Genomic DNA, 16,322 nt, shown 5'->3' with positions numbered 1-16,322 from the left:
CTTGCTCAGGTACTCACAGGTACTCAGATGACTCCTGCTAGATGCTCCTCAGAGCGTTCTCGAGAATCGCGGCGCCTTCCTCGGCCTCCGCCACGGTGAGGGACAGGGGCGGGGCGACGCGCAGGGACGTGGTGTTGTGTCCGCCGCCCTTGCCGATGAGGAGGCCGCCCTCGCGGGCCGCTTCCAGCACCGCCGACGCTGCGACCGGGTCGGCCTCGTCGGTGCCGGGCCGGGTGAGTTCGATGCCGAGCATCAGGCCCCGGCCGCGTACCTCCCGTACGTGCGGCACCTGCGCCGCGACGGCCCGCAGCCGTTCGAGGAGCAGTCCGCCGACGCGCCGGGCGTTGCCCTGGAGGTCGTGTTCCAGCAGGTACGACAGGTTGGCGAGGCCGGCCGCCATGGTGATCTGGGTGCCGCCGAAGGTCGAGATGCTGTTGGCGTCCAGGCAGTTCATGATCTCACCACGGGCGACGACACCGCCGATGGACATGCCGTTGCCGATGCCCTTGGCGAAGGTCAGCATGTCCGGCGGACCGGACCGGCCGTGCGCCTGCCAGCCCCAGAAGTGGTCGCCGGTGCGGCCCCAGCCGGTCTGCACCTCGTCGGCGATCCACAGGATCTCGCGCTCGGCGAGCACCTCGCGGAAGGCGGCGTACAGCCCGTCGGGCCCGGATGTGAAACCGCCGACGCCCTGGATGGGCTCGGCGATCAGAGCCGCGGGCGGGCGGGTGTGGCCGAGGACGTCCTTCAGGTCGTCGACGCAGGCGGCGATGAAGTCCTCGTCACTGAGTGAGGCGTACGGGCCACGGGTGCGCACCCCGCCGTGGACGTACAGCGTCTGGAGCGGGGACAGCGAGGTCGGGGACCAGCCGCGGTTGCCGGTGATGCCGACGGCACTGAAGGAGCGGCCGTGGTAGCTGTTGCGCATCGCGAGGATCGTGTTGCTGCGCCGGTAGGCCGTCGCGAGCAGCAGGGCGGTGTCGTTGGCCTCGGTGCCGGAGGTGGTGAAGAAGACGCGGGCGTCCGGGATGCCGCTCAACTGGGCGATGCGCTCGGCGAGTTCGACCATCGGCCGGTTGAGGTACAGGGTCGAGGAGTGGACGATCCGCCCGGCCTGTTCGCTGACCGCCTTCGTCACCTCGGGCAGCGCGTGCGCGGTCATCGTCGTCAGGATGCCGCCGAAGAAGTCGAGGTACCGGTTGCCCGCGGCGTCCCACACGTGGCGGCCCTCGCCGTGGGTGATCTCCAGCGGCTCCTCGTAGTACAGGGCGAGCCAGTCCGGCATGACGGCCCGGTGACGTCCCAGCAGGTCCTTGGTCACGGCTGCACCAGCCCTTCGTAGGCGTCGGGGCGTCGGTCACGGTAGAAGGCCCACTGCCGCCGCACTTCTTCGATCACGTCGAAGTCGAGGTCACGGACGACGAGTTCCTCGTCCTTGTCGCTCGCGGTCTCCCCGACGAACTGGCCGCGCGGGTCCACGAAGTACGACGTCCCGTAGAAGTCGTTGTCGCCGTACTCCTCCACACCGACCCGGTTGATCGCGGCGACGAAGTACTCGTTGGCGACGGCCGCGGCGGGCTGTTCGAGGCGCCAGAGGTAGGAGGAGAGCCCGCGGTGGGTGGCCGACGGGTTGTAGACCAACTGGGCACCGTTGAGCCCGAGTTGCCGCCAGCCCTCCGGGAAGTGGCGGTCGTAGCAGATGTAGACACCCACCTTGCCCACCGCCGTGTCGAAGACGGGCCAGCCGATGTTGCCGGGCTTGAAGTAGTACTTCTCCCAGAAGCCCTTGACCTGCGGAATGTGGTGCTTGCGGTACTTGCCGAGGAAGGATCCGTCGGCGTCGATCACTGCGGCGGTGTTGTAGTAGAAGCCGGCCCCCTCGACTTCGAAGACCGGCACGACGACGACCATCCCGGTCTCGCGGGCCAGCTCCTGCATACGGCGCACGGTCGGCCCGTCGGGGACGGGCTCGGCCCAGCTGTAGTGCTCGGGTTCCTGGACCTGGCAGAAGTACGGGGCGTTGAAGACTTCCTGGAAGCCGATGATCTTGGCACCCTGCCGGGCCGCCTCGCGGGCGTGCTCCTCGTGTTTCGCCACCATGGACTCGGTGTCGCCGGTCCAGGTGGCCTGGACCAGAGCGGCGCGTACGACGTTGGCCATGAGCTGCTCCTTCGACGGGACGTCAGAGCCTCTACGCCCGTAGAGGGGGGCCGTAGAGGCTCGAAAGTAAGCCCCTGGAACAGCCTTGCCAAGACCATCGTCGTTAACCCGCTGAGTCGATCACGTTTCACACTCCTGCGGGTGATGGATGGGGCCGGTGGGGTGGGTGTGACGGGAGTGCGCGAGGGGGGACGGCGCTCAGGGGCGCCTGTCGCCGGGGGCCGAGGGCGTCACGCCGTGAAGCCGGCCACCCGCAGGGCGTGGACGAGATCCCACTGGCACTCGTCCGAGACGCCCTGGGCGGCTGCGAGAAGCAGCGGGACGAGCGTCTTCGGGTCGGGTGCGGCGCTGCGGGCGGCCTCCTCCGGGGTGCGGACGCGGACGTATGCGTCGAGCAGGGCACGGACCTCGCGGTGCCGTCCCGCACCGGCCAGCCCCACGACGGCCCGCCCGATCTCGTTCGCTGGCCGCCCCACGCCCTGGCGCAGGATCTGCTCCCCGTCGTCGGCTCGCCCCGCCGCGGTCAGTGCGTCGGCCGCGGCGACGAGCCGCTCGGCGGGCAGCGAGGCGGCCTCCCACAGCAAGGTCGCCCAGTCGGCTCCGAGACCGGCGCGCTGCATTTCGGCGGCGAGCAGCGGGAAGCGGCGGGCGGGCCAGTACGCGGCCTCGACGAGCAGCGCGTGCGCCTCACCACTACGCCCCGCAGCGCGCAGCCGCACCAGCGTCTCCACGACGCCGGCGACCGCACGCCGCTCCCCGGCATCGGCGGGCCCGGCCTGCGGCTGGAGGTCCGCGGACGCGGGCGCTTCCTCGGCGGCACCGGCGAATCGGGCTCCGCGTGGCGTGCGGCGGGCGGTGACGGGCGGCGCCGGGAGGCTGGTCAGGTCGGTCGGCGGTACGGCCGCGGGGGCGGCCTCCTCCTCGACGATCCCGGCGAAGCGGGCGCTGCCTCGACGGCGTTTGCGCGGCGCCGACCGCTCGTCGGTCCGGGCGGTTTCGCGGACGGAGGAGTCTGCCTGCTCCTCGACCGGGAGCGCCTCGTCAGCCATCGGCTCGGCCGCCGACCGGGCAGAGGCATCTCCGCGCCCTCCGCCCCAGGTCTCCGGCGCCGCGGACGCCCTCCCACGCTCCACCGCCCCGGCTCCCGGCTGCGCGGCGCGCTGACGCGGCACGGTGTGACGGCCGCCGCCTGAGGAATAGGCCTCGCTCGGCTGCGCATGATCGACGGCCGCGGGCCCTTCGCCGCCGAGGCCGTCGCTGACCGCGCCTGCAGGGGCGGACCGGTCACTTCGGGGGCCGCCGTCCCCGGACGGGCCGCGTCCGGAGCCGTCACGCCCGAACCTGTTGTCTCCGGGCCCGCCGTCCCCGAACCCGTCGTCTCCGGGCGCGGTCGGTCCAAAGACGCCGGCACCCTCGTACCGATCGCGTCCGGGCCCGCCTTCCTGGAGGCCGCCGCCCCCGACGCCCTCACGTCCGGATGCGCCGCCGCCGGGTCCACCCCCGCCGAACACGTCACCTCCGGACCGGCCTCCCTCGACGCCGGCGCCCCCGAACCCTTCGCCTCCGAACCGCGCGCGCCCGGCGCGGGCACCGAATCCGCCGCCCCCGGCCCCCTCGCCCTCGGAGCCGCCGCCTCCGGAGCCCTCAGCCCCGAACCGGTCGCCCCCGGAGCCCTCGCCCTCAAACCCGACGTCGCCCCGGAAGAAGCCCTCCTCCCCCGGCCGGCCCCGTCGTATCGCCTGCCCCCGCGCCCTCGCCGCCCTGCGGTCCGAGTCGGCCATCCGTGCGCGGAGTTCGGCGCATCGAGCGGTGGCACGTTCGTGGTCGTCGCGGGCCCAGGCGAGGTCCAGGCGGATGGTGTCGGCACCGCGGGGGTCGGGGGCCGAGGCGAGCAACCGGCCCAGTTCTGCCTGCCGTTCGGCGGCGTAGCGCTGTTCGCGGAGCATGACGTCGAGGCGATCCCCGAGGGCGTCACGGCCGCCGGGCCGGGCGTCGTACGTGGTGAGGGCACCGGCGTGCAGGGCGCGGGCGCGCTCCGTCTCGGGGCCGGCGCCGCCGGGGCCGTACTGGCCGGCGAGGTCGTGCAGGAGTGACTCCACCACGTCCCAGGGCGGCACTTCGCGTCCGTCGAGGCAGGCCTGCATGCCCTCCGGGTCACGCTGCCAGAACACCCCGCACCAGCCGCCGCCCTGGTCCAGGCGCGCCACGAGGCCGTCCAGGTAGTTCACGAACTCCCGCATCCGAGCCGGGAGTTGATCCACTGACATCGCCCAACTCCCGCCAGACCGGAGCACTCCGGTCCGTTAGGCAACACCAGTGATGTTACGAGCGTGCTACGGGGAGTTTTCCGGCTGGACGCAGAGTACGCCGAGGCTGCCGGAGCGTGACGTGCACACCCGTTCGGGCCGCAGCGTCAGCAGCGACCTCAGGCGGCCGCTTCGGCAACCGGCGCGCAGCGCCCGACCAGTTCGTCCATCGACAGGCCGAGGGCATGCGCCACCGCCGCCACCGTGAAGAAGGCCGGCGTCGGCGCCCGGCCGGTCTCGATCTTGCGGAGCGTCTCCGCGGAGATGCCGGCGCTCGCCGCGACGTCCGTCATGCTGCGGCCGCCGCGGGCTTCACGCAGCAGCCGGCCGAGCCGCTCGCCGCGTTCACGCTCTTCAGGGGTGAGAGGGGTGCGCACCATGCGACCATTCTAATACCGGTATAGTAATTGGCATGGTGGAGCTGAAGACGAACCGGTCGATCGATGCGATGTACGAGGCGGGTCAGGTCGTGGGCCAGGCCCTCACCGCCGTACGCAAGGCCGCCGACGTGGGGGTTTCCCTGCTGGAGCTGGACGAGGTGGCGCGCGAGGTGCTGCGCGACGCGGGGGCGACCTCCCCCTTCCTCGGCTACCGCCCCTCCTTCGCCCCGGTGCCCTTCCCCGCGGTCATCTGCGCCTCGGTGAACGACGCGATCGTGCACGGCATCCCGACCGGCTACCGCCTGCGCGACGGCGACCTGGTCTCCATCGACTGCGGCGCCGAACTGGGCGGCTGGACCGGCGACTCGGCGATCAGCTTCACGGTCGGCAGCGCGCGCCCGGCCGACGTACGCCTGATCGAGACCGCGGAACGGGCCTTGACGGCGGGCATCGAGGCGGCCGTCGTCGGCAACCGTCTCGGCGACATCGCCCACGCGATCGGTTCGGTGTGCCGGACGGCCGGATACGGCATCCCGGACGGCTTCGGCGGGCACGGCATCGGCCGCAAGATGCACGAGGACCCGTCGGTGCCGAACGAGGGCCCTCCAGGCCGGGGCATGCGGCTGCGGGCCGGCCTGGTCCTCGCCATCGAGCCGATGCTCATCGCGGGCGGCGAGGACGGCTACCACGCGGCACCGGACGGCTGGACCCTGTGCACGAACGACGGCTCCCGTGCCGCCCACGCGGAGCACACGGTGGCGATCACGGAGTCGGGGCCCCGGATCCTGACGGCACGCTGAGGCGGCGCCCCCGCCGGTACGGCTCGGCGGGGACCCTCGGGCGCCGTTCCCTGAAGGTGCCCCCGGCCACCGATCGTGCGAAGGTGTTCTACGAACGCGGCCAGGTGTAACCGGCTTGCGCCCGGGTTACCCGACTCCGGCACGTCGATGAGCGAGGGCGACCCTGCCCGCGCAGGGACGCCGGATGGGAACGCCATGACCAGCGGCTTCACTGGTGGTCCGGAAGACTACGACCCCTTCGGGGAATTCCTCGCCCGCTTCTTCGGCGGCCCGCGCCCCGGCCCCCGTCAGATCGACATCGGCCGCCTGCTCAGTCAGCCGGCCCGCGAGCTGGTGCAGGGCGCCGCCCAGTACGCCGCCGAGCACGGCAGCCGCGACCTGGACACCCAGCACCTGCTGCGCGCCGCGCTGTCCGCCGAGCCGACCCGGAGTCTGCTCACCCGGGCGGGCGCGGACCCCGACTCGCTCGCGACGGAGATCGACGAGCGGTCGGGCCCGGTCCAGCACCCGCCGGGCGAGGTCCCGCCGCCGACGTCGCTGTCCCTCACCCCGGCCGCCAAGCGGGCCCTGCTCGACGCGCACGACCTGGCCCGGGCGCGGGGCACCGGCTACATCGGCCCGGAGCATGTGCTCAGCGCCCTCGCCGCGAACCCCGACTCCGCCGCCGGCCACATCCTGAACGCGGCCCGCTTCGCCCCGTCCGGCCCCGGCATGCCGCCCGACGCCTCGGACAGCTCCCAGAACCGGCCCCGCGTCGACCAGCGACCGCGCGTCGAGAGCGGTACGCCCACCCTCGACAAGTACGGCCGCGACCTCACCGACCTGGCGCGCCGGGGCCGTATCGACCCGGTGATCGGCCGGGACGAGGAGATCGAGCAGACCGTCGAGGTGCTCTCCCGGCGCGGCAAGAACAACCCGGTGCTGATCGGCGACGCGGGCGTGGGCAAGACCGCGATCGTGGAGGGCCTGGCGCAGCGGATCGCGGACGGCGACGTGCCCGACATCCTCGGCGGCCGCCGGGTGGTCGCGCTCGACCTGACGGGTGTGGTCGCCGGCACCCGCTACCGGGGCGACTTCGAGGAGCGGCTCAACAACATCGTGGGCGAGATCCGCTCGCACTCCGACCAACTGATCGTCTTCATCGACGAGTTGCACACCGTCGTGGGCGCCGGAGGCGGCGGCGAGGGCGGCTCCATGGACGCCGGGAACATCCTCAAGCCGGCGTTGGCCCGCGGCGAGTTGCACATCGTGGGCGCGACCACGCTGGAGGAGTACCGCAGGATCGAGAAGGACGCGGCCCTCTCCCGCCGCTTCCAGCCGATCCTCGTCCCCGAGCCGACCACCGCCGACGCGATCGAGATCCTGCGCGGCCTGCGCGACCGCTACGAGGCCCACCACCAGGTCCGTTACAGCGACGAGGCGCTCGTCGCCGCCGTGGAGCTCTCCGACCGCTATCTCACCGACCGCCGCCTGCCGGACAAGGCGATCGACCTGATCGACCAGGCGGGCGCCCGGGTCCGGCTCGGTGCACGGAGCAAGGGGACGGACGTACGGACCCTGGAGCGCGAGGTCGAGCAGCTGTACCGGGACAAGGACCAGGCGGTCAGCGACGAGCAGTACGAGCAGGCCACGCAACTGCGCGACCGCATCGTCGAGTTGAAGCAACGCATCGCGGAGGCCTCCGACAACGAGGAGGCCGACGAGGGGCAGCATCTGGAGGTCACCGCCGAGGCCATCGCCCAGGTCGTGTCCCGGCAGACCGGAATCCCGGTGAGCAGCCTCACCGAGGAGGAGAAGGACCGGCTGCTCGGTCTGGAGGAGCACCTGCACGAGCGGGTCGTCGGCCAGAACGACGCGGTGCGCGTGGTCTCCGACGCGGTGCTGCGCTCCCGGGCCGGACTCGCGAGCCCCGACCGGCCGATCGGCAGCTTCCTCTTCCTCGGCCCGACCGGCGTCGGCAAGACGGAGTTGGCCCGCGCCCTCGCCGAGGCGCTGTTCGGCAGCGAGGAGCGGATGGTCCGCCTGGACATGAGCGAGTACCAGGAACGGCACACCGTCAGCCGCCTGGTCGGCGCCCCGCCCGGGTACGTCGGCCACGAGGAGGCCGGGCAGCTCACCGAGGTGGTGCGCCGGCACCCGTACTCGCTGCTCCTGCTCGACGAGGTCGAGAAGGCCCACCCCGACGTCTTCAACATCCTGCTGCAGGTCCTGGACGACGGCCGGCTGACCGACTCCCAGGGCCGCACGGTCGACTTCACCAACACGGTCATCGTGATGACCAGCAACCTGGGTTCGGAGGCCATCGGCCGCGGCGGCACCGGGATCGGATTCGGCGCGGGGGACGAGGAGGCCGACGAGCAGGCGCGCAGCGAGCGGGTCCTGCGGCCGCTGCGCGAGCACTTCCGGCCCGAGTTCCTCAACCGCATCGACGAGGTCGTCGTCTTCCGCCGTCTGACCCCGGAGCAGTTGGAGCGGATCACCAACCTGCTGCTGGACAAGACCCGTCGCCTGCTGCACGCCCAGGGCGTCTCGGTCGACTTCACCGGGGCGGCCGTCGACTGGCTCTCCGAGCGCGGCTACCAGCCCGAGTACGGCGCCCGGCCGCTGCGCCGCACGATCCAGCGGGAGGTCGACAACCAGCTCTCCCGGCTGCTCCTGGACGGCCGGATCGGCGAGGGCGGCCGGGTGACGGTGGACGTGGCGGACGGAGAGCTCACCTTCCGTGCGGAAGAGCTGCCGCCCGCCCCCGAGTTGTGACGCCCGGCGCGGGCGCTACGACCCCGGCCGCACCACCATCGCCGAGCCGCCGCCGCGCCGTACCGTCTCGGCGGCGGCCAGCCACTTCCCGTTCGGCAGCCGCTGCACAGCGGTGGCGGCGCCGATCTCGGGGTTGGCCTTGAAGGAGTGGCCGATGGCCTCCAGCCGGGCCTTCGACTCGCTGTCGAGCCCGGGTTCCAGCTCGGTCTGGGCCGCGTTGCGCTGGCTGGCGCGGGGCGCGGCGATCGCGTCGACCAGGGGCAGTCCGCGGTCGAGGAAGCCGGTCAGGGTCTGCAGCACGGTCGTGATGATGGTCGCGCCGCCGGGCGAACCCAGCGCCACGACGGGCTTGTCGTGCCGGTCGAGGACGATGGTCGGGGACATCGAGGAGCGCGGACGCTTGCCCGGACCCGGCAGGTTCGGGTCGTGCACGGCCGGGTTGGCGGGCGTGAAGGAGAAGTCCGTCAGCTCGTTGTTGAGGATGAATCCACGGCCCGGGACGGTGATTCCGCTGCCGCCGGTCTGCTCGATGGTGAGCGTGTAGGAGACGACGTTGCCCCACTTGTCGGCCACCGTGAGGTGGGTGGTGCTGTCGCCCTCGTACGTGGTCGGGGCCGCCGTGCCGCCGGCGCCGCAGGCCGCCGGGTTGCGCGGGTCGCCCGGCGCGACCGGGCTGGTCAGCACCGCGTCGTCCTTGATCAGGCACTCCCGCGAGTCGGCGTACCGCTGCGACAGCAGGTCCTTCGTCGGTACGTCCTCGAAGGCCGGGTCACCGACCCAGCGCCCGCGATCGGCGAAGGCGATGCGGCTGGCCTCGATGTAGCGGTGCAGGTACTGCGCCTTACTGGCTTTCGACAGGTCCGTGTTCTCCAGGATGTTCAGCGCCTCGCCGACCGTCGTGCCGCCGGAGGAGGAGGGCGCCATGGAGTAGACGCCGAGTCCGCGGTACGAGGTCCTGGTGGGCGCCTGCGACTTGGTGCGGTAGGTGGTCAGGTCCTTGGCGGTGAGGTCGCCGGGGCGGGCGTTCCAGCCGGAGCCCGGGTCCACGGGCGGGTGGTTGACCGTGTCGACGATGTCCTCGGCGATGTCGCCCCGGTAGAGCGCGCCGACGCCCCTCTTCGCCAACTCCGCGTAGGTGCGGGCGAGATCGGGGTTCCTGAAGGTGGAGCCGACGACCGGGAGGGCGCCGTTCGGCAGGAACAGCTCGGCGGTGTCCGGGAAGTATCGGAACCGGGTCTCGTTCGCGGCGGTCTGCGAGCGGAAGGTGTCGTCGACGGTGAAGCCGTCCCGGGCCAGCCGCTCGGCGGGCTTCAGCACGGTGGCGAGCCGTTTGCTGCCCCACTTGTCGAGCGCCTTCTGCCAGGTGGCGGGCGTGCCCGGGGTGCCGACGCTCAGGCCGCTGGTGACGGCCTCGGCGAAGGGGATCGCCTTGCCGTTCTCCACGAACAGGTCGGAGTCCGCGCTCAGCGGCGCGGTCTCGCGGCCGTCGATGGTCCGGACCGTACGGGACTTGGCGTCGTAGTAGACGAAGTAGCCGCCCCCGCCGACGCCGGCGGAGTAGGGCTCGGTGACGCCGAGCGCGGCGGCGGTGGCCACGGCGGCGTCGACGGCGTTGCCGCCCTTGCGCAGCACCTCGACGCCGGCCGCGGAGGCGTCCGCGTCGACGCTCGACACGGCGCCGCCGTAGCCGACCGCCACGGGGACCTTCTCGGGGCTGCTGTGCGCGGCAGGGGGCGCTGCCGCACCCACCGACAGCACGGCGGCCGAGACCGCCAGGACCGACAGTTTCCGCGCGACAGGGCGACGCATCCGCACCTCCAGGCAGGGGCTGTTGGCGCAGCCTAATCGATCGCCATGCCCCCGTCAGGAGCGCGTGGCCCCGTGTGTCGAACAACGGTTTGCGTTGGCCCGCTACCATGCGCGCCCATGAATGACGACGTGCGCAACATCGTTCTGGGCGTGGTCGCGGCGGCCATCAGTGCCGCCCTCGGCTGGCTTGCCCGTACATACCTGTGGAAGCGGAAACTACGCCGCAAGCAGGCGTTTTTCGGGCTGCCCGACAATGCCGAGTCCCTGCTGGTGGTGAACCGCGGGGCCGGCGGACCCGAGCTCACGGTGATGCGATACGACGTCTTCGCGCTGCTCGAACTCGCGGCGCTGATCAAGGACTGCAACGCCCACGCCCAGATCATCCCGCACGACGCGGCACGCCAGGGTTTCGGGGAGCGCACCGAGTTCTGCGTCGGCGGCCCGGCGTCGAACCGCCGCATGACGGCACACCTGGCCTCCCTGCTGCCCGGGGTGCGGGTGAACGTCGACGCCGAACCCGGCCCGGATCGCGGCGCCCTCCAGATCGGCTCCGAGCGCTACCGGGTGGAGGTCGGCAAGGAGGAGTACGCGCTGCTCGCCCGGCTCACCGTCGGCGAGAGCCAGGGACCCCGCCCCGTCTTCCTGTTCTGCGGGCAGACCGCGATCACCAACCAGGCCGCCACCCGCTACCTCGCCCGCAACCACGAGCGGCTGACCCGCAAACACGGCACGGGCTCCTTCGTCCTGCTGCTGAAGGTGGTCAACTCGCAGGCGTACGGCCCGGATGTCGTGGAGCTGATCGCGGACGTCACACGGGCGGCGCAGGCGCCATTGCCGACACCCGCGCCCGCGCGGAATAGCCATCGGTCCTCCTGAGGTCCAACACATTCCGGTAATCGTTACTGGCACGTAACTTACCGACGGGTTACTTGCGGTAAGGGGCCGCGGTTACCGTCGGGTCACTTTGCACTGACACGAGTGAGGAGTGACCCGTGGGACACCAAAGCAAGGCCCTGCGCACGACCGCGGTGGGCGTCGTCTCCGCGACCCTGGTCGCCGGTAGCGCCCTCGGGCTCGCCCCCGCCGCCCAAGCCGCCCCGAACGGCGTCCGCTTCGTCGACATCACCGGCGACGGCGGCACCACCCTCAAGGCGAACGTCGTCACGCCGACCGGCGCCGACGGCTCGCGCCGCTACCCGCTGCTCGTCATGCCCACGAGTTGGGGCCTGCCCCAGGTCGAGTACTTCGCACAGGCCCAGAAGCTCGCGAACTCGGGCTACATCGTGGTCAGTTACAACGTGCGCGGCTTCTGGCAGTCGGGCGGCGAGATAGAAGTGGCGGGCCCGCCCGACATAGCCGACGCGTCCAAGGTGATCGACTGGGCCCTCGCAAACACCCCGTCCGACGCGCAGCACATCGGCATGGCGGGCGTCTCGTACGGCGCCGGCATCAGCCTCCTCGCCGCCGCGCACGACAAACGGGTCAGGGCGGTCGCCGCCCTCAGCGGCTGGGCCGACCTCATCGGCTCGATCTACGCCGGCCGCACCCAGCACCTCCAGGCCGCCGGGCTGCTGGACGGCGCGAGCCTGGTCACCGGCCGCCAGAGCGCCGAACTCCGGCAGATCTTCGACGACTTCTACGCCTCCGACCTGTCCAGGGAACAGGACATCATCAACTGGGGGAAGAAACGTTCGGCCGCAACATACGTGGATCAACTCAACAAGAGCGGCGCCGCGGTCATGATGGCCAACGCCTGGGGCGACACGGTCTTCCCGCCCAACCAGTACGCGGACTTCTACGAGAAACTGACCGGCCCCAAGCGTCTGGAGTTCCGTCCGGGCGATCACGCGACCCCCGAGCTGACCGGCCTGTTCGGACTGCCCAACGACGTGTGGACGGACACCGAGCGCTGGTTCGACCACTACCTCAAGGGCGAGGACAACGGCATCAACCGCGAGCTGCCGGTCCAGCTCAAGTCCCGTTCCGCGGGGGGCTACGAGGGCTACCCGGACTGGAAGTCGGTCGGCGCGACGAACAGGAAGATCGCCCTCGGCGGCAGCACCACGATCCGCACGAACGTCAACTCGGGCGCGGACGGCGGAGTCGTCTTCCTGTCCAGCATCCTCGACCAGGTGGCCCAGCTGCCCCCGATGGCCTCGATCCCGCTGCTCCCCCGGCTCTGGGCGGGCGTGTGGCAGTCCGAGAAGTACGCCACGGCCCAGCACGTGCGCGGCACGGCGAAGTTGCACACCACCGTCACTCCGACCAAGGAGAGCGGCACCCTCGTCGCCTATCTGTACGACGTGGGCCCGCTCGGCCTCGGCAAGCTGGTCAGCAACGCGCCGTACACCTTCCACGGACGTACGCCCGGGAAGCCGTTCGGCGTCGACCTGGAGCTGTACTCCACGGCCTACGACGTCCCGGCAGGACACCGGCTGGCCCTGGTCGTCGACACGGTCGACCCGCTCTACATCGAGCACAACCCGTCCGGCGCGCGGCTGACCTTCTCCTCGCCGGCGAACGACCCGTCGTACGTGTCGATTCCACTGCGCGAGCAGTGATCTCCGGCCGGCGCCGGGCGGGTATGGCTCTGTAACTGCTGCCCCCTGCTGCCCCTGTTGCTAGGGGCCGTGGGGGGATCCCCACCCGGCAGCAGCGTCCCTGGTCGCGGCCGAGGTCACCACCACGGCTTTGGGGACGGACGGAACATCGTAGTCGAGGTCGGACGCGGAGGGGATTGCGGTGTCCACAAACGCCGTTCTTCTCGGCATGGGTCGTACTCCCCGCTCAGTGATGGAGGATCTTCGAGAGGAAGTCCCGGGCGCGCTCGCTGCTGGGGTTGGTGAAGAACTCCTCGGGGCTGCGGTCCTCGACGATGCGGCCGTCGGCCATGAACACCACGCGGTTGGCGGCCGAGCGGGCGAAGCCCATCTCATGGGTGACGACGATCATCGTCATGCCGTCCTGGGCGAGTTGGCGCATGACCTCGAGGACCTCGTTGATCATCTCGGGGTCGAGTGCGGAGGTCGGCTCGTCGAACAGCATCGCCTTGGGCTCCATCGCGAGGGCCCGGGCGATGGCCACGCGCTGCTGCTGGCCGCCGGAGAGCTGCGCGGGGTACTTGTCCGCCTGATCGGCCACGCCGACGCGCTCCAGGAGTTCGTGGGAGCGCTTGTCGGCCTCGTCCTTCTTGCGCCCGCGGACCTTGACCTGGCCCAGCGAGACGTTCTGCAGGACCGTCTTGTGGGCGAAGAGGTTGAAGGACTGGAAGACCATGCCGACTTCGGCGCGCAGCCGGGCGAGACCCTTCCCCTCGGCGGGCAGCGGCTGTCCGTCGAGCTTGATCGTGCCCGACTGGACGGTCTCCAGTCGGTTGATGGCCCGGCACAGCGTCGACTTCCCCGATCCCGAGGGGCCGATGACCACGACCACCTCCCCCTTGCCGACGGTGAGGGTGATGTCGTGCAGGACATGCAATTCCCCGAAGTACTTGTTGACGTCACGCAGCTCGATCAGTGGATCGCCAGCCATGCCCAGCCCCAGTCACTCTCAGCTGTGTAGCGGTTTCCGCAAACTATCCGGGCAAGAGAGTACTTAATACACGACACGCACTTTTCGGGCATAAGCCGTATTTACGCCGAACTTATGTCGAACTCCAGGCCAGAGCCTTACGCTTCCGCGACTTCCGCATACAGCTGCGACAGCTCGGGCACCCCGCTCGCGGCCCACTCCTGCCCCGAGGCCACGACGTCGAACTCACGGCCGGACGCGAGACGTACGACCGGCTGACCGTCCGGCCGGATCTTCCACGCGGCTCCGGGCACGGTGCGCACGATGACGGTGCCGAGATACAGACCGGCGTCATTGCCCAGCCAGGGCAGGATCTCCGCGTCCTCCCGCCAGCGCGGTACCAACTGGTCGACCGCCTCCAACGAGGCAGTGGTGTCGTCGAGTTCGACCCCCGCCCGGGACGCATGGGAACGCAGGAGTTCACATTCGGCAAGGAGTTCGGCGATGCCCTCGGGGTCGGGGGCCCCGCGCTTCTCGCGCCGGTGGCCCAGAAAAGGGATCTTCATACGCCCAGCGTGTCATTCGCCCTGCCGAACGCACCACAGGCGCGCTGGCCGCCGATTCCGGTCGAGTTCACGCCGAGTTCGGGCATGGCGCGTTGACGGGTCACGGGTGCCTCTCTAACTTCTCGGTGCGCCTTGCGTCTCGTCCGAACGTCTCAGGCGAACCTGTCGTCCGAGTGTCGCGCCTGAACGTCTCGCTTGAAGTTGTCATGCGCAGTCATACGCAGTCCTGAGCGGTCGTGAACGGGAGGAGTCGGAGTTGCGCCGACGTGTGTGGAGTTCCGCGGTCGTCCTCGCTGTCTTCGCGGTCCTGGTGCCGGGGGTCTCCGCACAGGCGGCCGCCGAACGCAGAGCCGGGCCGCTCCCGCTGGAGCGGCTCTTCGACAACACGGCCGTCAGCGACGACGCCCGGCCCGCGCAGGCGGACTTCGACGGGGCGGGCGGCTCGCTGTCCGCGCAGGCCCTGGCGGCAGCCGGCTGGACGCCCGGCCGGGCGCTGACCGTGCAGGGAGCCCGGCTGACCTGGCCGAAGCGGCAGCCGGGCCAGGCCGACAACGTCCTGGCCGCGGGACAGGACGTGAAGGTGCAGGGGCGGGGTGACGCCCTCGCGTTCCTCGTGGCGGGCACGGACGGCTTCGATGTCGGCGGCGCGGGGACGGTGTCGTACACCGGCGGCGCCCGCTCGACCTACAGCCTGACCGCCCCCGACTGGCGCACCGGCCCGCTCGCCACCAAGGCGGTGGCCCTGTCGCACATCAACACCCCGAACGGCCAACTCGCCGAGCGGGCGCGGCTGTACGTCATCACCGTGCCGATCATGGCGGGGCGCGAGGTCGCGTCCGTACGGCTGCCGCGGGCGACCGGGCTGCATGTGTTCGCGCTGGCGGTACGGGCCCCGGCCACCGGCTGGACGGGGACTTGGGCGGCCGCGACGGGCGGCTATCCGACCGTCGGGCCGTGGACCGACCGGACGCTGCGCCTGGTCGTGCACACCTCGGCGGGCGGGCCGCGGGTACGGCTGCGGTTCGACAACACCTTCGCGGCGGCGCCGGTGCGGATCGGCAGGGCCACGGTGGCGGTGCAGGCGGCGGGCGCGGCGGCGAAGACGACGCCGGTCCGGGTGCTCTTCCGCGGTGCGGCGGGCGTCGAGATCCCGGCCGGGGCACAGGCGTACAGCGATCCGCTCGGGTTCCAGGTGCCCGCGGACAGCAATCTGCTCGTGAGCTTCCATCTGCCCGGGACCGTGCCGGCCGCGCCGGTGCACCGGCTCGCGCAGCAGCGGTCGTACGTGAGCGCGCCGGGCGACCACACGGCGGACGTCTCCGCGTCGGCCTACCCCACCGTCCTGACCAGTTGGCCGCTGCTGACCGGTGTCGACGTGAGCGGGGGGCCGGGGTCCGTGGTGCTGCTCGGGGACTCGATCACCGACGGCGAGAAGTCCACGACGGACGCCAACCGGCGGTGGCCCAATGTGCTGGCCACACGGCTGTTGAACCAGAGTGTGGTCCCGCGCTATGGAGTGCTCAACCAGGGGATCTCCGGCAACCGTGTGGTGTCCGACCGCTATCCCGGTGACGGGGTCTCCACGGACACGGCCGGAGTGAGCGCCTTGTACCGGTTCGACCGGGATGTCCTGGCCCAGACGTCGGCGCGTACGGTGGTGGTGTTCGAGGGCATCAACGATGTGCGCTGGGGCACGACCGCGGAGCAGCTCATCGCCGGGCTGCGCGCGATCGCGGACCGGGGGCATGCGCGAGGGCTGCGGATGCTGGCGGCGACGATCCTGCCGTGCGAGGGGGAGGCGCGGTGCACGGCCGCCGTCGACGCCGAACGGGTCGCGGTGAACCAGTGGATCCGCTCCGGCACCGCGTTCGACGGTGTGCTCGACCTCGACGCGGTGGCACGGGACCCTGCGCGGCCGTCCCGGCTGCTGCCCGCGTACGACAGCGGGGACCATCTGCATCCCGGGGACGCGGGGCTCGCTGCCCTGGCTCGGTCGGTGGATCTGCGGGCGCTGGTGCGGTGAGGCTGTGCGGC

At 71.4% G+C, this 16,322-nt stretch carries 12 protein-coding genes; 5 read left to right on the top strand and 7 right to left on the bottom strand.

Annotated elements, in window-relative coordinates; all coding sequences use genetic code 11:
* Nucleotides 1–37: 37 nt before the first annotated feature.
* From ACZ7L5_RS04400 to ACZ7L5_RS04385, 4 genes are all read right to left on the bottom strand, one after another.
* On the bottom strand, nucleotides 38–1,321 hold the full coding sequence (locus ACZ7L5_RS04400; RefSeq protein WP_471514275.1) for an aspartate aminotransferase family protein: 1,284 nt from the start codon (nucleotides 1,319–1,321) through the stop codon (nucleotides 38–40).
* Nucleotides 1,318–2,160, bottom strand: coding sequence for a nitrilase-related carbon-nitrogen hydrolase (locus tag ACZ7L5_RS04395; protein WP_471514273.1), 843 nt, complete (start codon nucleotides 2,158–2,160; stop codon nucleotides 1,318–1,320). The genes ACZ7L5_RS04400 and ACZ7L5_RS04395 overlap by 4 nt, the downstream gene beginning before the upstream one ends.
* Nucleotides 2,161–2,390: 230 nt before the next feature.
* Nucleotides 2,391–4,427 carry a hypothetical protein gene (locus ACZ7L5_RS04390; protein ID WP_471514271.1) on the bottom strand — a complete coding sequence of 679 codons (2,037 nt, stop codon included), beginning with the start codon at nucleotides 4,425–4,427 and terminating at the stop codon, nucleotides 2,391–2,393.
* A gap of 158 nt (nucleotides 4,428–4,585) precedes the next feature.
* Nucleotides 4,586–4,846, bottom strand: a complete 261-nt coding sequence (locus tag ACZ7L5_RS04385; protein WP_363045660.1) for a helix-turn-helix domain-containing protein — start codon at nucleotides 4,844–4,846, stop codon at nucleotides 4,586–4,588.
* Between the two features lie 32 nt (nucleotides 4,847–4,878).
* Between ACZ7L5_RS04385 and map the strand changes: the two genes are divergently transcribed.
* Entirely contained in the window at nucleotides 4,879–5,646 is a 768-nt protein-coding gene (gene map / locus ACZ7L5_RS04380) for a type I methionyl aminopeptidase (RefSeq protein WP_471514269.1), read from the top strand.
* 195 nt (nucleotides 5,647–5,841) lie between these two features.
* Nucleotides 5,842–8,403: an ATP-dependent Clp protease ATP-binding subunit gene (locus tag ACZ7L5_RS04375; protein WP_471514267.1), complete on the top strand. Its 2,562-nt coding sequence runs from the start codon at nucleotides 5,842–5,844 to the stop codon at nucleotides 8,401–8,403.
* A gap of 15 nt (nucleotides 8,404–8,418) precedes the next feature.
* Here ACZ7L5_RS04375 and ggt read toward each other — a convergent pair whose 3' ends face one another.
* Nucleotides 8,419–10,212, bottom strand: coding sequence for a gamma-glutamyltransferase (gene ggt / locus ACZ7L5_RS04370; RefSeq protein ID WP_471514265.1), 1,794 nt, complete (start codon nucleotides 10,210–10,212; stop codon nucleotides 8,419–8,421).
* Nucleotides 10,213–10,329: 117 nt separating this feature from the next.
* On the opposite strand from ggt, the gene ACZ7L5_RS04365 reads away from it, so the two are divergent.
* Together ACZ7L5_RS04365 and ACZ7L5_RS04360 are read left to right on the top strand one after the other, a co-directional pair.
* Nucleotides 10,330–11,088 (top strand): hypothetical protein, encoded by a 759-nt coding sequence (locus tag ACZ7L5_RS04365; protein WP_471514263.1) that lies wholly within the window; start codon nucleotides 10,330–10,332, stop codon nucleotides 11,086–11,088.
* A gap of 116 nt (nucleotides 11,089–11,204) precedes the next feature.
* Nucleotides 11,205–12,773, top strand: coding sequence for a CocE/NonD family hydrolase (locus tag ACZ7L5_RS04360; protein WP_471514261.1), 1,569 nt, complete (start codon nucleotides 11,205–11,207; stop codon nucleotides 12,771–12,773).
* 226 nt (nucleotides 12,774–12,999) lie between these two features.
* Here ACZ7L5_RS04360 and ACZ7L5_RS04355 read toward each other — a convergent pair whose 3' ends face one another.
* Nucleotides 13,000–13,743 carry an amino acid ABC transporter ATP-binding protein gene (locus ACZ7L5_RS04355; RefSeq protein WP_471514259.1) on the bottom strand — a complete coding sequence of 248 codons (744 nt, stop codon included), beginning with the start codon at nucleotides 13,741–13,743 and terminating at the stop codon, nucleotides 13,000–13,002.
* A gap of 137 nt (nucleotides 13,744–13,880) precedes the next feature.
* The gene (locus ACZ7L5_RS04350; RefSeq protein WP_383232117.1) at nucleotides 13,881–14,288 is read right to left on the bottom strand and encodes a DUF6278 family protein; all 408 of its coding nucleotides are present in this window, start codon (nucleotides 14,286–14,288) and stop codon (nucleotides 13,881–13,883) included.
* Nucleotides 14,289–14,544: 256 nt separating this feature from the next.
* Here ACZ7L5_RS04350 and ACZ7L5_RS04345 point away from each other — a divergent pair, with 256 nt between their 5' ends.
* Nucleotides 14,545–16,311, top strand: a complete 1,767-nt coding sequence (locus tag ACZ7L5_RS04345) for an SGNH/GDSL hydrolase family protein (RefSeq protein ID WP_471514257.1) — start codon at nucleotides 14,545–14,547, stop codon at nucleotides 16,309–16,311.
* The last annotated feature ends 11 nt before the right edge of the window (nucleotides 16,312–16,322 follow it).

Source organism: Streptomyces sp. NPDC107528 (assembly GCF_055639295.1).
Note: the sequence above shows the minus strand (reverse complement) of the source record. Positions and strands in the feature narration are given on the sequence as shown.

What these genes read in the sequence shown, in the direction of transcription:
- ACZ7L5_RS04355 (WP_471514259.1), bottom strand. Translation starts at nt 13,743, where the DNA reads ATGGCTGGCGATCCACTGATCGAGCTGCGTGACGTCAACAAGTACTTC.
- ggt (WP_471514265.1), bottom strand. Translation starts at nt 10,212, where the DNA reads ATGCGTCGCCCTGTCGCGCGGAAACTGTCGGTCCTGGCGGTCTCGGCC.
- ACZ7L5_RS04390 (WP_471514271.1), bottom strand. Translation starts at nt 4,427, where the DNA reads ATGTCAGTGGATCAACTCCCGGCTCGGATGCGGGAGTTCGTGAACTAC.
- ACZ7L5_RS04385 (WP_363045660.1), bottom strand. Translation starts at nt 4,846, where the DNA reads ATGGTGCGCACCCCTCTCACCCCTGAAGAGCGTGAACGCGGCGAGCGG.
- ACZ7L5_RS04365 (WP_471514263.1), top strand. Translation starts at nt 10,330, where the DNA reads ATGAATGACGACGTGCGCAACATCGTTCTGGGCGTGGTCGCGGCGGCC.
- ACZ7L5_RS04350 (WP_383232117.1), bottom strand. Translation starts at nt 14,288, where the DNA reads ATGAAGATCCCTTTTCTGGGCCACCGGCGCGAGAAGCGCGGGGCCCCC.
- ACZ7L5_RS04395 (WP_471514273.1), bottom strand. Translation starts at nt 2,160, where the DNA reads ATGGCCAACGTCGTACGCGCCGCTCTGGTCCAGGCCACCTGGACCGGC.
- map (WP_471514269.1), top strand. Translation starts at nt 4,879, where the DNA reads ATGGTGGAGCTGAAGACGAACCGGTCGATCGATGCGATGTACGAGGCG.
- ACZ7L5_RS04375 (WP_471514267.1), top strand. Translation starts at nt 5,842, where the DNA reads ATGACCAGCGGCTTCACTGGTGGTCCGGAAGACTACGACCCCTTCGGG.